This window comes from Streptomyces sp. NPDC057877 (assembly GCF_042796855.1).
Taxonomy (GTDB): domain Bacteria; phylum Actinomycetota; class Actinomycetes; order Streptomycetales; family Streptomycetaceae; genus Streptomyces.
In genome coordinates this window covers 562307-576471 of record NZ_JBHVMS010000002.1, presented here as the reverse complement: position 1 = coordinate 576471, position 14165 = coordinate 562307, and the positions used below count along the sequence as shown (strand labels likewise).

General features: G+C 72.3%; 14 protein-coding genes. 3 read left to right on the top strand and 11 right to left on the bottom strand.

Annotation, left to right across the window (positions count from 1 at the left end; genetic code table 11):
* Positions 1-46: 46 nt before the first annotated feature.
* The 11 genes from hpnE to ACFVQG_RS06380 form a co-directional block, all read right to left on the bottom strand.
* On the bottom strand, positions 47-1474 hold the full coding sequence (gene hpnE / locus ACFVQG_RS06430) for a hydroxysqualene dehydroxylase HpnE (RefSeq protein ID WP_383377481.1): 1428 nt from the start codon (positions 1472-1474) through the stop codon (positions 47-49).
* On the bottom strand, positions 1471-1614 hold the full coding sequence (locus ACFVQG_RS06425; protein ID WP_383377477.1) for a DUF6380 family protein: 144 nt from the start codon (positions 1612-1614) through the stop codon (positions 1471-1473). Before ACFVQG_RS06425 ends, hpnE begins: the two co-directional genes overlap by 4 nt.
* Positions 1614-2564, bottom strand: a complete 951-nt coding sequence (gene hpnD, locus ACFVQG_RS06420) for a presqualene diphosphate synthase HpnD (protein WP_383377475.1) — start codon at positions 2562-2564, stop codon at positions 1614-1616. Before hpnD ends, ACFVQG_RS06425 begins: the two co-directional genes overlap by 1 nt.
* A complete protein-coding gene (gene hpnC / locus ACFVQG_RS06415; RefSeq protein WP_383377473.1) occupies positions 2561-3493 on the bottom strand; it encodes a squalene synthase HpnC in 933 nt (310 codons plus the stop codon). Before hpnC ends, hpnD begins: the two co-directional genes overlap by 4 nt.
* Before the next feature lie 334 nt (positions 3494-3827).
* Complete coding sequence (locus ACFVQG_RS06410; protein ID WP_383377472.1) at positions 3828-4643, bottom strand: ABC transporter ATP-binding protein; 816 nt, start codon at positions 4641-4643, stop codon at positions 3828-3830.
* On the bottom strand, positions 4636-5574 hold the full coding sequence (locus ACFVQG_RS06405) for an ABC transporter permease (protein ID WP_383377470.1): 939 nt from the start codon (positions 5572-5574) through the stop codon (positions 4636-4638). Before ACFVQG_RS06405 ends, ACFVQG_RS06410 begins: the two co-directional genes overlap by 8 nt.
* A gap of 76 nt (positions 5575-5650) precedes the next feature.
* The gene (locus tag ACFVQG_RS06400) at positions 5651-6496 is read right to left on the bottom strand and encodes a glycosyltransferase family 2 protein (protein WP_383377962.1); all 846 of its coding nucleotides are present in this window, start codon (positions 6494-6496) and stop codon (positions 5651-5653) included.
* Between the two features lie 47 nt (positions 6497-6543).
* On the bottom strand, positions 6544-7323 hold the full coding sequence (locus ACFVQG_RS06395) for a CDP-alcohol phosphatidyltransferase family protein (RefSeq protein ID WP_383377468.1): 780 nt from the start codon (positions 7321-7323) through the stop codon (positions 6544-6546).
* Positions 7301-8362: an iron-containing alcohol dehydrogenase family protein gene (locus tag ACFVQG_RS06390; RefSeq protein ID WP_383377466.1), complete on the bottom strand. Its 1062-nt coding sequence runs from the start codon at positions 8360-8362 to the stop codon at positions 7301-7303. Before ACFVQG_RS06390 ends, ACFVQG_RS06395 begins: the two co-directional genes overlap by 23 nt.
* On the bottom strand, positions 8350-9102 hold the full coding sequence (locus ACFVQG_RS06385) for a sugar phosphate nucleotidyltransferase (RefSeq protein ID WP_383377464.1): 753 nt from the start codon (positions 9100-9102) through the stop codon (positions 8350-8352). Before ACFVQG_RS06385 ends, ACFVQG_RS06390 begins: the two co-directional genes overlap by 13 nt.
* Positions 9099-10892 carry a DUF5941 domain-containing protein gene (locus tag ACFVQG_RS06380; RefSeq protein WP_383377463.1) on the bottom strand — a complete coding sequence of 598 codons (1794 nt, stop codon included), beginning with the start codon at positions 10890-10892 and terminating at the stop codon, positions 9099-9101. The genes ACFVQG_RS06385 and ACFVQG_RS06380 overlap by 4 nt, the downstream gene beginning before the upstream one ends.
* A 339-nt stretch (positions 10893-11231) precedes the next feature.
* On the opposite strand from ACFVQG_RS06380, the gene galE reads away from it, so the two are divergent.
* The 3 genes from galE to idi all read left to right on the top strand — a co-directional run bounded on the left by galE (position 11232) and on the right by idi (position 14128).
* Positions 11232-12203, top strand: a complete 972-nt coding sequence (galE, locus tag ACFVQG_RS06375) for a UDP-glucose 4-epimerase GalE (RefSeq protein ID WP_383377461.1) — start codon at positions 11232-11234, stop codon at positions 12201-12203.
* 156 nt (positions 12204-12359) lie between these two features.
* Positions 12360-13304 carry a cation diffusion facilitator family transporter gene (locus tag ACFVQG_RS06370; protein WP_383377459.1) on the top strand — a complete coding sequence of 315 codons (945 nt, stop codon included), beginning with the start codon at positions 12360-12362 and terminating at the stop codon, positions 13302-13304.
* 230 nt (positions 13305-13534) lie between these two features.
* Positions 13535-14128: an isopentenyl-diphosphate Delta-isomerase gene (gene idi / locus ACFVQG_RS06365; RefSeq protein WP_383377457.1), complete on the top strand. Its 594-nt coding sequence runs from the start codon at positions 13535-13537 to the stop codon at positions 14126-14128.
* Positions 14129-14165: the final 37 nt, after the last annotated feature.

Here is a 14165-nt window from a genome sequence, read left to right as displayed (position 1 = left end):
GCTGTGCGGGGGGTGCGGGTGCCTGCCGCGCGCTGCTGATCGAGCGTCACGCCGCCTCCTCGACGTCGAAGAGATGGGCGGGGCGGGGGCGTCCGAGGGCCGCCAGCGCGGCGTCCGCCGCGCTGATGCCGCTGCGGACCGCACTCTCCATGGTCGCGGGCCACCCAGTGGCGGTCCACGCACCGGCCAGGTACAGGCCGGGGGCTCGGGTACGGGCGCCGGGCCGCAGCCGTGCGACGCCGGGGGCGGGGGCGAAGGTGGCGGTGCGCTCGCGGGTGACGAAGAAGTCGCGCACCTCGGCTCCCCGGGTGCGCGGCAGCAGCCGCTCCAGTTCGGGCAGATAGCGGTCGCGCAGGTCGGCCACGGGCGCGTCGATGTCGTCGTGCGCGGCCGACTGGGACAGGGCCAGGTACTGGCCGGATTCCAGGCCGGAGGCGGCGGTGCGGTCGAAGACCCACTGCACCGGGGTGCCGAGCGCGGCGAGGAAGGGGGCGTCGAGCACCTCGCGGTTGTAGACGACGTGGACGTTGAGGATCGGCGCGGTGCCGATGCGCAGCAGCCGTCCGGGGTCGTCCAGGGCGCCGTCGGGCAGCAGGGAGTGGGTCTCGCGCTGGGGTACGGCGAGGACGACCGCGTCGGTCTCGACGCGCTCGCCGGGAACCGAGACGCTCCAACGTCCGTTGTCCTGTTGGGAGATGGAGGTGACGCGTGTCCGGAGTCCGATGCGTACGCCCGCGGAGTCGAGCGCCCTGCGCGCCAGCCGGTCGTGCAGTTCGCCCAGCGGGACATGTGCCCAGCCGATGTCGGCCGCGCCCGGGTCGGAGAGCAGACCGGTCTTGAACACCATCGCGGCGAGCCCCAGCGAGGTGTCGCCCGCGACCGCGTTCAGGGTGGCGACCCCGACCAGGTCCCACAGGGCCTCGATGGCACGCGCCGACTGACCGCGTGCGGTCAGCCAGCTGCCGAAGTCCTGGCTGTCCAGGCTCGGATCGGCGAGGTCGAGCCCCTTGAGCGCGAGCGCGGCACGCCCCACCCGGGCGCGGTCGGCGAGCGGAAGGTGCGGATAGGTGGCGAGGCTGCGCCCCAGGTGCAGGGGCACGGGCAGCGCGTCGCGCCGCAGCCTGCCGAGGCGTCGTCCCTCGGGTCGGGTGACATCGACGACGGGTACGTCGAGGCGGTCCTGGAGCGGGGCGAGGCGGGTGCCGTCGATCCGGTCGAGGAACCAGCGGTAGGCCGTGCAGCAGCGCAGATAGACGTGCTGGCCGTTGTCGACGGTCAGCTCACCGCGCTGGAAGGAGAAGGCGAGCCCGCCCAGGCGCGGTCGGCCCTCCAGCAGGGTGACCTTGACTCCCGCGTCGGCGAGCGCGAGCGCGGCGGTGATCCCGGCGAGCCCACCGCCGATCACCACGGCGTCCCGTGCGGAGCCCGCGGTGGCGTGTGCGCGCGGCCCGTCCAGGTCGGTACGGTCGGTCATCGCGCCCCCTCCCCCGCGCACCCGGCGTGGTGCCGTGTGCGGCATGAACGGCGGGCCGTTGCAGTCAGGGACGCCCCGCCGAGGCGGAGGGTTGCCCGCCGCTTCGGGCCGGTGTCCGGGCCCGGGTCGAGGTGGTCCATCAGGCGCGCCTCCTGACGGTCCGCCGGGACACATGGCGGGCGTCAAGACCGGACAGCCCGCGCACGGCGACATAGGCCTTCTCGCGCCCGGGCAGCGAGACCCGGCCGCGCAGCACCGCCTCGGGGTCGCGTTCGATGCGGTCCAGGAGCCTGCGGTAGATCCCCGCCATCGCGGCGACACAGGCGCCGCTGCGGCGGTCGAGCATCGGGAGCAGCCGGTAGCCCTCGGCGAAAAGGGCGCGGGCCCGACGCACTTCGAAGTGCACGAGGCCCGCGAAGTCGGAGCCCTCCGGTGGGGTCGGCCCGCTGAGCCCGGCCGAGCACCCGAACTTGGCGAGGTCGTCGGCGGGCAGATAGGTGCGGCCGTCCTCGGCGTCCTCGCGGATGTCCCTGAGGATGTTGGTGAGCTGGAGCGCGAGGCCGAGGGTGTCGGCGTACTCAGGAGCCCGCTCGGCGCCGCGCGCGCCCGGCTCGGTGCCGAAGACGCCGAGCGAGAGCCGCCCGATGGCGCCCGCCACACAGCGGCAGTACGCCTTCAGGTCGTCCCAGGTCTCATAGGTCTCGCCGCCGACGTCCATCAGCACGCCGTCGATCAGCTCGTCCAGGCCGTCCAGCGGGATCGGGAAGGCGCGCGCGGCATGCGCGAGGGCGACGGCGACCGGGTCGGTGTCGTCCTCGTCGATGCCCGCCTCGCGGATCCGGGTGAGCAGCGCCCGGGTGTCCTCGAGTCTGGCCGCCTTCACGTCGTCGTCCAGCTTGCCGTCGCCGATGTCGTCGACCCGGCGGGAGAACGCGTACAGCGCCGACATCGCGCGCCGCTTGGGCGTCGGCAGCAGCCTGATGCCGTAGGCGAAGTTGCGCGCCTGCTGTGCGGTGACGGTCTCGCAGTAGCTGTAGGCGGCGAGTACCGGCGCGGACGCGTGTGGTGGAGACTCCACGGTCCGGATCACCCCTCTCCTCGCAGAGTCACGCCCACCTCACGCAGCAGCCGGATCCTGCCGGGCTTGGGCGGGCCGGGAAGTACGTCGTAATCGGCGGCGACGATCGCGTCGAGCGCCGCCCTTCCTCCCGCCACGAACCCTGCGAGCAACAGCCTCAGCCTGCCGTGGACGCTACCCACGAGGGGGGCGCCTTCATTCAGGAGTTCGCGAGCGCGTTGTGCTTCGTATGCGACCAGGGCGCGCACCGACGCGCCCGCGCTCCGTGGGGCGAGGTCCGCCTCCTGGACATGGAAGCGCCTCATGTCCGCGGCGGGCAGATAGATCCGGTCGCGGCCGAGGTCCTCGGCCACGTCCTGGAGGTGCTCGACGATCTGGAGGGCGGTGCAGACGGCGTCGGAGCGGCGGATCCGCTCGGGGGTGGCGGTGCCGGTGACGGCGAGGACGAGACGGCCCACCGGGTTGGCGGACAGCTCGCAGTAGGCGAGCAGGTCGTCGTAGGTCTCGTACCGCTTGACGTGCTGGTCCTGGCGGTTGGCGGCGATCAGTCCGAGGAACGGCTCGGGGGTCAGCGCGCGGGCGCGCACCGTGGGCTGGAGGCGGCGCAGCAGCGGGTGGCGCGGGGTGCCGTCGAAGACGCGGCGCAGGTCGGCCTCGAAGGCGTCGAGCAGGACCAGCCGGTCGTCGGCCTCGTCGGGTGCCACGCCGAGCAGGGCCGCGTCGGCGCCGCCGGGGGCCAGATCGCCGTCGCCGATGTCATCGACCAGACGGGCGAAGCCGTAGACGGCCATGAGGTCGGTGCGCCAGGCGCGGGGCAGGAAGAAGGGGGCCACGGGGAAGTTCTCCGTCGTGGCCTTGTCGAGCGTCACGCGCTCCGGGTCCCCCGGGCGCGTCGTCGCTGTTCCCGTCACCGTTCGCTGCCCGGGGCGGGGACGGCACATGCTGCGCGGAGCCGGGGAGTTTCCGTAGCCATTGCCGTCACATCTCCCGTTCTACACTGCGGACCCAATACACACTATTTCGGACACGCCGCCCGGCGCCCGGTGCGGCGGTCCCGGAGCAGAGTGTCGAGCAGTATGGCCCTGATTGCCGTGATTCGGCACCGGTACAGCTTACGTTGTACAGCGGAGCAGGGTGCCCGGGGGTGTCCTGCACATCACAACAACACACCGATTGGCCCCAAGATTCCTAAGGCCGCGCAGAGTTGACGTTTCCTTTGCAGACGCGGGCCCCGCCGGAGCAGTTCCGGCGGGGCCGTCACGGCCTTGGGACGTGTCACTTGCCGGAGAACTTCTCGTACTCCTTGAGCACCTCGTCGGTCGGGCCGTCCATGCGCAGCTCGCCGCGCTCCAGCCACAGGACGCGGTTGCAGGTGTCGCGGATCGACTTGTTGTTGTGGCTGACCAGGAAGACGGTCCCGGCCTCCTTGCGCAGCTCGCGGATGCGGGCCTCGGAGCGCTTGCGGAAGCGGCCGTCGCCCGTGGCCAGCGCCTCGTCGATCATCAGGACGTCGTGGTCCTTGGCGGCGGCGATGGAGAACCGCAGCCGGGCCGCCATGCCGGAGGAGTACGTGCGCATCGGCAGGGTGATGAAGTCGCCCTTCTCGTTGATGCCGGAGAAGTCGACGATGTCCTGGTAGCGCTCCCTGATCTGCTCCCGGGACATGCCCATCGCCAGGCCGCCCAGGATGACGTTGCGCTCGCCGGTCAGGTCGTTCATCAGGGCCGCGTTCACGCCGAGCAGCGAGGGCTGCCCGTCGGTGTAGACCCTGCCCTGCTCGGCGGGCAGCAGCCCGGCGATGGCGCGCAGCAGGGTGGACTTGCCGGAGCCGTTGGAGCCGATCAGGCCGATGGCCTCGCCCCGGTAGGCGACGAAGGAGACACCGCGTACGGCGTGCACCTTGCGCACGCCCCTCGCGCTGTCGTCGGAGCCGCGCTTGAGGATGCGGCTGAGGGCGGCGGTGGCGCTGCCCCGGCCGGTCCTGGCGCCGTTGACGCGGTAGACGATGTGCAGGTCGTCGGCGATGACGGTGGGGACGCGGGCGCCGTCGTCGTAGGCGCTGACGTGGTCGGTCTTGTCGAGGTCAGCCACGGCCGTACTGCTCCTCAGCCTTCCAGAAGTACACGAAGCCGAACGCGCCCGCGAGCACCGCCCAGCCCAGTGCGAAGGCCCACACGTGCGGCGGCAGGTACGAGGAGCCGTATCCGTCGATGAGCGCGAAGCGGACCAGGTCCATGTAGATCGCGGCGGGGTTCCACTGGAGGATGTCGCTGACCCAGCCGGGGACGTCCTTGTCGGCGAGCATCGCCGGGATGCTGAACATCACGCCCGAGGCGTACATCCAGGTGCGCAGCACGAACGGCATCAGCTGGGCCAGGTCGGGCGTCTTGCTGCCCATCCGGGCGAACGTCAGCGCGAGGCCGGTGTTGAACACGAACTGGAGCACCAGCGCCGGGATCACCAGCAGCCACGCCGGGCTCGGGTAGCTGCCGAAGCCGATCATGACCGCGACCAGCACGATCAGCGAGTACAGCAGTTGCTGGAGCTGCTGGAGCGCGAAGGAGATCGGCAGCGAGGCCCGGGGGAAGTGCAGCGCCCGCACCAGCCCGAGGTTGCCGGAGATGGCCCGCACCCCGGCCAGCACCGAACTCTGGGTGAAGGTGAACACGAACACGCCGGTCACCAGGAACGGCACGTAGATGTCGTGCGGGATGCCGCGGCGGGCGCCCAGCAGCAGGCCGAAGATGAAGAAGTACACCGCGGCGTTCAGCAGCGGCGTCGCCACCTGCCACAGCTGGCCCAGCTTGGCCTGGCTGTACTGGGCGGTCAGCTTCGCCCGGGAGAAGGCGAGGATGAAGTGGCGCCGGTCCCAGAGCTGGCGGACGTAACTGGCGAGCGAGGGCCGGGCGCCGCTCACGGACAGGCCGTACTTCGCGGCGAGCTGCGCCGCGGTCAGGGACTCGTCGGGCGACGGGAGCGTGGTCGTCACCGCGACTCCTCCGTCGTGCGTTGTCTCACTCACAAGTGGAAACTTTCGTCTTCGATCCGAGCGGCCCGCGCGGGCCCGGCACCGGTCGATGCTCTCAGGGACGAGCTTGTCAGATGACCGGGGGTCGGCCCAGTCTGGTCAGCCGCCACACCGTACGCCACTTCATGGGCCTGCGGGGACCGCAGGGGGTGGCCCAGCCCTCCCGGAAGCCGCCGAACCACGCCTTCAGTGCGGGCCGCGAGGGGCGGCGGGCCAGGGTGAGCAGCAGCCAGACGCCCAGGTAGACGGGGACGAGGAGGGCGGGCAGGTTGCGCCGGGCGAGCCAGACGCGGTTGCGGGCGACCATCCGGTGGTAGACCGCGTGCCGGGAGGGGGCGGTCGTGGGGTGGTACAGCACCATGTCGGCGCGGTAGTCGATCATCCAGCCCGCGTCCAGCGCCCGCCAGGCCAGGTCGGTCTCCTCATGGGCGTAGAAGAACTCGTCCGGGAGCCCGCCGACCTCGGCTATCACCGCGGTGCGGACGGCGTTGGCGCCGCCCAGGAAGGTGGTGACCCGGGAGGAGCGCATCGGGTCGGAGGCGCGCAGCCGGGGGACGTGGCGGCGCTGGGTGACGCCGGTGTCGGGGTCGGCGATGCGGAAGCTGACGATGCCGAGGCGGGCGTCGGCGGCGAAGGCCTCGCGGCACAGCTCGGCGGTGTCGGTGCGGGCGAGCAGGCCGTCGTCGTCGAGGAAGAGGAGTATGTCGACGTCCCGGCCGCCGGGGCCGAAGGCCTCGATGCCGACGTTGCGGCCGCCGGGGATGCCGAGGTTCTCGGGCAGCTCTATGGTGCGTACCCCGGCGGGGACGTCGGGCACGGGCGAGCCGTTGCCGACGACGACCACCTCGACCCGGTCGCCGTCCTGCTTGGCGACCGACTCCAGCAGGGCGCGCAGTTCGTCGGGGCGGTTGCCCATGGTGATGACGACCGCGCCGACCTTCAGCGCGGACGCGTCCGCGGCGCTCACCGCAGCCTGCTGGAGGCGAGGATGGACACCAGGTGCAGCAGGGTCTGGAGCAGCGCGATGCCCGCCAGTACGGCGACCCCGAGCCGGGAGAAGAACAGGTCGTCGCGGACCGTGTCGAGGACCGCGAGGACCAGGATCAGCAGGGACGCCTCGATGCCGAGCACCAGCCGGTGGAACTTCAGCGCGGCGGCGGCGCGGCGGGCCAGCGCCATGCCGGAGGAGCGCGGCTCGGACGCCGACTCCTGCACCGGCGGCAGCCCGCCCTGGTGCCGGGCGACACCGACCAGGTCGGTCTCGGCCTTGATCAGGATCGCGCCGAGCGCGGCGAGGGTGCCGAGGAAGGCCCACAGCCAGTCGATCCGTCCGCCGCCCCACAGGTCGGCGGCGCGCAGCCCGAAGCCGACGAGCACGGCGGCGTCGCACAGGTAGGCGCCGACCCGGTCGAGGTAGACCCCGCCGAGGGAGAACTGCTTCTTCCAGCGGGCCACCTCGCCGTCGACGCAGTCGAGCAGCAGGTAGAGCTGGACCATCAGCACCCCGAGGACCGCGCCGGGTATGCCCGGCACCAGCAGGGCGGGGGCGGCGAGGACGCCGAAGAGGGTCATCAGGTACGTCAGCTGGTTGGGCGTGACCCGGGTGTTCACCAGCAGGCGGGTGATCCTGAGCGACACCTCGCGCATGTAGAGGCGTCCGCCCCAGTGCTCACCGCTGCGCCGGTCCTTGACCCCCGCGGGGTGGACGACCGGACGGAGTTCAGCTACCGATGGCCTTGACATAGTCGGCGTAAGTGTCCTTGATCTGGTGGGTGTTCAGGTCGAGGTGTTCGAGGATCGTGTAGCGGCCGGGGCGGGTCCGCGGGGCGTACTCCACGACGCGGAAGAACTCCTCCGGTGTGAAGCCGATCTCCTCCGGCAGCACCGGGAGCCCGTGGCGGCGCAGCACCCCGGCCATGTACACGGACTCCTCGTGGGCGCCGCGCAGCCACATCGCGAAGGCGGCGCCGAGCCCGCACTGCTCGCCGTGGGCGGCGGCGCGCTTGGGGTACAGCAGGTCGAAGGCGTGGTTGATCTCGTGGCAGGCGCCGGAGGAGGGGCGGGAGTCGCCGGACACGGACATGGCGATGCCGGAGAGGACGAGGGCCTCGGCGAGCACCTGGAGGAAGTCGTTGTCGCCGATGGTGCCGGGGTGGCGCAGCACCGCCTCGCCCGCCTGCCGGGCCATGGCGGCGGCCAGGCCGTCGATCTTCTCGCCCTTGACCCGGCCCGCCAGCTCCCAGTCGCGGATGGCGGAGATGTTGGAGACGGCGTCGCCGATCCCGGCCCGGACGAAGCGCACCGGGGCCTCGCGGACCACGTCCAGGTCGATGACGACCGCGATCGGGTTGGGCACGCCGTAGGAGCCGCGCCCGGCGTCGTTGTCGAGGGTGGCGACCGGGGAGCACAGTCCGTCGTGCGCGAGGTTCGTGGGGACGGCGACCAGCGGCAGGCCGACGCGGGCCGCCGCGAACTTGGCACAGTCGATGATCTTGCCGCCGCCGAGGCCCACCAGGGCGTCGTAGTGCCCGGCCCGCATGTCGGCGGCCAGCCGGACCGCGTCGTCGAGGGTGCCGCCGCCGACCTCGTACCAGGAGGCGCCGGGCAGCGACGGGCCCAGCCGCTCGCGCAGCCTGGCGCCCGAGCCGCCGCTGACCGCGACGGCGAGCTTGCCGGAGTGCGAGATCCGCTCGTCGTCGAGGACGCAGCCCAGGTCGTCGAGGGCGCCGGGGCGGATGTCGACGACGACCGGGGAGGGGATGAGTCGGGTCAGTACCGGCACGCGATCTCCCGTCCCCGGGCGAGATCGTCGTGGTTGTCGATCTCGACCCACGGCACGTCGCCGATCGGTGCCACGTCGATGCGGAAGCCGCGGTTGACCAGCTCCTGGTAGCCGTGCTCGTAGAACTGCTGCGGCTCGGTCTCCCAGACGGTGCGCAGGGCGTCGGCCAGCTCCGGGGCGGCGTCGCCCTCGATGAGGGTGACGCCGATGTACTCGCCGGTGGCCTCGGCGGGGTCCATCAGCTTGGTGATCTTCCGGACACCCTGTCCGGGGTCGACGACGACCTTCATCTCCTCGTCGGCCAGCGACTTCACCGTGTCCAGGGCGAGGATGATCTTCTTGCCGTCGCCGCGGGCGGCGAGCAGCGTCCGCTCGACGGAGACCGGGTGGACGGTGTCGCCGTTGGCGAGGATGACGCCGTCCTTGAGGGCGTCACGGCCGCACCACAGGGAGTAGGCGTTGTTCCACTCCTCGGCCTTGTCGTTGTCGATGAGGGTGAGCCGCAGGCCGTACGTCTTCTCCAGGGCGGCCTTGCGCTCGTACACGGCCTCCTTGCGGTAGCCCACGATGATCGCCGCCTCGGTCAGCCCGACCTCGGCGAAGTTGCCGAGGGTCAGGTCCAGGACCGTCGGCTCGCCCTCGACGCCCTCGGGCCCGACCGGCACCAGCGCCTTGGGCAGGGTGTCCGTGTAAGGGCGCAGACGCCGGCCGGCGCCGGCCGCCAGCACGAGGCCGATCATGCGGTTTCTCCTTCGTCGTGTACGGCGGGCGCCCCCGCGGAGACCCAGAAGCGGATGCTCTCCACGACCACCACCACGGCCACGGCCACGGCGAGGGCCGTGAGCGCGACCGTGAACTGCGATGCGGTGAGCAGCGCGGCCAGCACGGTGACGAGCAGGGTCCGCCCCTCGTGCCCCCCGACCGTGCGCACCAGCCAGGCCGGGGGCGCTCCGGCGTTGCCGCGGATGCGGTACACCGTGTCGTAGTGATGGTAGGCGACAGCGGCCACCAGGCCGAAAGCCGCAGGAAGTGCTCCGTTCACCTCGGAGGTGGCGGCGAGGATCAGGACGGTGCCGTATTCGGCCACCCGGAAAAGGGGCGGAACCAGCCAGTCCAGGGCGCCCGTGAGCGGGCGGGCCAGGGCGAGAGCGGCGAAGGCCACGGAGAAGACGGCGGCGAGGGCGGGCAGCCAGCTGCCGTACGGGGCCAGGGCGGCGGTGAGCAGCAGCGCGGCGGTGCCGGTCAGCGCCGCGGCGAACGGGGCCTTCAGCGGCCAGGCGACCCGGCTCAGCCCCTCGGCGAGCGGGCCGTTGTCGGCGAGGTCGGCCAGCGCCCGGGCCGCCCGGTCGGTGCGCTCGGCCCGGCGGGTCAGCGAGCGCAGCACCCGGCCCGCCGTCGTGTACGTCGCCGCGAAGGCGCAGCCGATGAGCAGCGCGTAGAAGGTGATGCGGGGCGTGGCGACGGCGGTGAGGACGGCGATCATCGCCCAGCGCTCACCGATCGGCAGGACGATCATCCGCCGTACCCAGACCGTCCAGCCGACGCTGTCGAGCTTGTCGGAGAGGGCGGCGGTGGGGCTGGTGTTGGCGGTGGCGTCGTGGTTGGCCTCGTTGAACGAGAAGTCGACCACATGACGGCAGGTCTGGAGGACCATCGCGCCGAGGGCGAGGGCCCAGACGTCGTCGCCGCCGCGGGCCGCTCCCAGCGCGAGTCCGGCGTAGTAGGCGTACTCCTTGGCCCGGTCGAAGGTGGCGTCCAGCCAGGCGCCGAGGGTGGAGTACTGCAGGGAGTAGCGGGCGAGCTGGCCGTCGGTGCAGTCCAGCACGAAGGAGAAGATCAGCAGCAGGCCCGCCGCGACGAAGCCGCCGCGGGTGCCGGTGGCCGCGCAGCCCGCCGCGATCAGCGCGGTGAGCAGGGAGGCGGTGGTGACCTGGTTGGGGGTCAGGCCCCGGCGCGCGCACCAGCGGGCGAGATAGCGCGAGTAGGGGCTGACGCAGAAGGTGGTGAAGAAGCCGTCGCGGGCCTTCACGGCCGACTTCAGGCGTACGGCCTCGTCGTCGACGGCGGCGACGGCCTGCCGTGCCTCGTTGCGGGCCTGCGGGTCGGCCGGGACGGTGGCGACGAGGCTGCCCAGCTCGGGGCGGTGCGGGGCGCTGCCGTCGGCGTCCAGGGCGGTGACGATCCGGTCGGCGAGGCTGTCGCTGGCGACCAGGGTGGCGCTGGTGCCGGAGGCGCTCTCGCGGGCCAGCGCCCGGGTCAGCGCCTGGCGTCCGGCGGGCTGGGCCGTGACGGCGCCGGGGACGGCGGCCAGCGGGAAGCGGGGGTCGGTCAGACCGAGGCGCAGGGCGTGCGGGTGGCCGACGAAGCGGGCGTCGACGAGGGCGACCCGCTGGTCCCGGGGGACCTGGGCGAGCAGCGTCTCGGCCTCGGCGGCGCCTTCGGCGGTGCGCACGTCGTACCCGAGGGACCGCAGATCGCCCTCGAGCGACGATCCCGGGACCGGCTGACCGGTGAGGATGGCGGTCGGCAACCGAACTCACTCCCTGGGTGCCGACGCCGTGGCGCCGGGCGTGTGCATGGTGGGGGCGCCCCTTGGCTGCACCAGGCGGGCGGCATGTCGGCAGAGGCTATCGGATGATGATGGGACTGTGTTCACCGGCCGTTCATGATCCGGACGACACGGTCTGCTGGGACCTCCGCGTCGATCATCATCGGGGATGCGGGGCCCGGCGTACAAAATCGCACCGGCGAAACGGCGCATATCGCGGCGGCGGGGCACGGGCACCGCGCGGACGGAAGGTCCCCTTCGCCGCATGGCGCACCCGGCTCGGAGCGGGCGTCGCCCGCGCGGTCGGCTTAGGGTGCGACCATGACTTGGCTGATCACCGGCGGTGCCGGATACATCGGGGCTCATGTGGCGCGGGCGATGGCCGGGGCCGGGGAGCGCGTCGTGGCGCTGGACGACCTGTCCGCCGGGGTGCCCGCGCGGCTTCCGGCCAACGTGCCGCTGGTCCGGGGCTCGTCACTGGACGGCGAGCTGCTGCGCAAGGTCTTTGCCGAGCACGCGGTCACGGGTGTGGTGCATCTCGCGGCGCGCAAGCAGGTCGCGGAGTCGGTGGCCCAGCCGACCCGCTACTACCGGGAGAACGTGGGCGGGCTCGGCACCCTGCTGGACGCGGTCGCGGACGCCGGGATCGGACGCTTCCTCTTCTCCTCCTCGGCGGCCGTCTACGGCAACCCCGATGTGGAGTTGATCACGGAGGACACCCCGTGCGCCCCGGTGAACCCGTACGGCGAGACCAAGCTCACCGGCGAGTGGCTGGTGCGGGCGGCCGGGCGGGCGCACGGGATCGCGACGGTGTGCCTGCGCTACTTCAACGTGGCGGGCGCGGCGGCGCCCGAGCTGGCCGACACGGGCGTGTTCAACCTGGTCCCCATGGTCTTCGACCGGCTCACCCGTGACGAGGCCCCGCGGATCTTCGGGGACGACTATCCGACCCCGGACGGCACCTGCATCCGGGACTACATCCATGTCGCGGACCTGGCCGAGGCGCACCTCGCGGCGGCCGGGCGGCTGGCCGCGCCCGGGGCGGCGGGCGATCTCACGCTGAACATCGGTCGCGGGGAGGGCGTCTCGGTACGGCAGATGATCGACGCCATCGGCGAGGTGACCGGCGACCGCACCCCGCCGGTGGTCGAGGCGCGCCGCGCCGGGGACGCGCCGGTCTCGGTCGCCTCGGCGGAACTGGCGGCCCGGGAGCTGGGCTGGACGGCCCGCCGCGGGGTAGGCGAGATGGTCGAGTCGGCGTGGTCGGGCTGGCGGCTCCGGCACGGCGGCTGATCCGCCGGGCGCTCTGACCTGCGCTTCATCCATCCTTCGTTTACGCAGGTCAGAGCATATGACAACGGTGTTCAGCGTCGCGTTGCCCGATACCCCCCGCCCGTAGTTCACTGGGCTCCCGGACCGATCCCGGCACGTTCACAGGAGGCGGCTTTCATGGGGGCTGGGCACGACCACGGGCATGCGCACGGGCACGCCGGGCCGCCCCGGGGCACGGCGGCGGCTGCCTACCGCGGCAGGCTGCGGGTCGCCCTGTCGATCACGCTCACCGTGATGGTCGTCGAGATCGTCGGCGGCGTCCTCGCCGACTCGCTCGCCCTGGTCGCGGACGCGGCGCACATGGCCACCGACGCGCTGGGCCTCGGCATGGCGCTGCTCGCCATCCACTTCGCCAATTTGCCGCCGAGCGGGAAGCGCACCTTCGGCTACGCCCGCGCCGAGATCCTCGCCGCGCTCGCCAACTGCCTGCTGCTGCTCGGCGTCGGCGGCTACGTCCTGTACGAGGCGATCGACCGCTTCATCACCCCGGCCCCGACGGACGGCGGTCTGACCGTCGTCTTCGCCCTGATCGGTCTGGCCGCCAACATGGTCTCGCTGTCGCTGCTGATGCGCGGGCAGCGGGAGAGCCTGAACGTGCGCGGGGCGTTCCTGGAGGTGGCGGCGGACGCGCTGGGCTCGGTGGCGGTGCTGGTGTCGGCGGTGGTGATCCTCGCCACCGGCTGGCTGTACGCCGACCCGATCGCGTCGCTGCTGATCGGCCTGATGATCGTGCCGCGGACGGCGCGGCTGCTGCGCGAGACCCTCGACGTGCTGCTGGAGTCCGCGCCCAAGGGCGTCGACGTGGCGGAGGTCAGGACGCACATACTGGCCCTCGACGGCGTCGAGGACGTCCATGACCTGCACGCCTGGACCATCACCTCGGGGATGCCGGTGCTCTCCGCGCATGTGGTGGTGCGCTCGGAGGTGCTGAGCGCCATAGGGCACGAGAAGATGCTCCATGAACTCCAGGGCTGCCTGGGCGACCACTTCGACGTGGAGCACTGCACGTTCCAGTTGGAGCCGGGCGGGCACGCGGCGCACGAGGCACGGCTGTGCCACTGACGGGGCCGGTGGTGCGGTCGTGCGCTGAGGAGCCCGGCGTGCGCCCCTTTCCGGACGGTTCCGGGCCCACCCGGGCGGGAACGATCACCTACCGGGCCCCGCTTCCGGCAGCCGAACGGCGTGGTCGCCGACCGCGTCGCGCGCGGGACATGCGGACGCGCCGGGAAGTGCCGGGAGTGCCGGATTCGTACGGCAGACTGGGGGCGCGAGGACCGATGTTAAGGATGGGTATGCCGATCACACCTGCCACCGCGACGCCCGGCTCGACGGACGGCACCGCGGAAGCGATCTTGCTGGAACTGGTCGACGAGAACGGCGTGACCATCGGCACCGCGGAGAAGCTCACCGCCCACCAGCCGCCCGGACAACTGCACCGGGCGTTCTCGGTCTTCCTCTTCGACGAACACGGCCGTCTGCTGCTCCAGCAGCGGGCCCCGGGCAAGTACCACTCCCCCGGTGTGTGGTCCAACACCTGCTGCGGCCACCCGTACCCCGCCGAGTCCCCCTTCGCGGCGGCGGCCCGGCGGACGTACGAGGAGCTGGGTGTCTCGCCGTCGCTGCTCGCCGAGGCGGGCACGGTGCGCTACAACCACCCGGACCCGGCCTCCGGCCTGGTGGAGCAGGAGTACAACCACCTCTTCGTCGGCATGGTGCAGTCGCCGCTGCGGCCGGACCCCGAGGAGGTCGGCGCCACGGCTTTCGTGACGCCCGCGGAGCTGGCGGAGCGGCATGCGAAGGACCCCTTCTCGGCGTGGTTCATGACCGTCCTGGACGCGGCCCGCCCCGCGGTCCGGGAGCTGACGGGTCCGTCGGCGGGCTGGTGACGGGCCGGTCCGCGAAAACCTGACGGACCCGACGGGC

Coding starts and splice junctions, on each gene's coding strand:
- hpnE (WP_383377481.1), bottom strand. CDS start 1,474: ATGACCGACCGTACCGACCTGGACGGGCCGCGCGCACACGCCACCGCG.
- ACFVQG_RS06425 (WP_383377477.1), bottom strand. CDS start 1,614: ATGGACCACCTCGACCCGGGCCCGGACACCGGCCCGAAGCGGCGGGCA.
- hpnC (WP_383377473.1), bottom strand. CDS start 3,493: ATGTGCCGTCCCCGCCCCGGGCAGCGAACGGTGACGGGAACAGCGACG.
- ACFVQG_RS06400 (WP_383377962.1), bottom strand. CDS start 6,496: ATGGGCAACCGCCCCGACGAACTGCGCGCCCTGCTGGAGTCGGTCGCC.
- ACFVQG_RS06395 (WP_383377468.1), bottom strand. CDS start 7,323: ATGTCAAGGCCATCGGTAGCTGAACTCCGTCCGGTCGTCCACCCCGCG.
- ACFVQG_RS06385 (WP_383377464.1), bottom strand. CDS start 9,102: ATGATCGGCCTCGTGCTGGCGGCCGGCGCCGGCCGGCGTCTGCGCCCT.
- galE (WP_383377461.1), top strand. CDS start 11,232: ATGACTTGGCTGATCACCGGCGGTGCCGGATACATCGGGGCTCATGTG.
- ACFVQG_RS06370 (WP_383377459.1), top strand. CDS start 12,360: ATGGGGGCTGGGCACGACCACGGGCATGCGCACGGGCACGCCGGGCCG.
- idi (WP_383377457.1), top strand. CDS start 13,535: ATGCCGATCACACCTGCCACCGCGACGCCCGGCTCGACGGACGGCACC.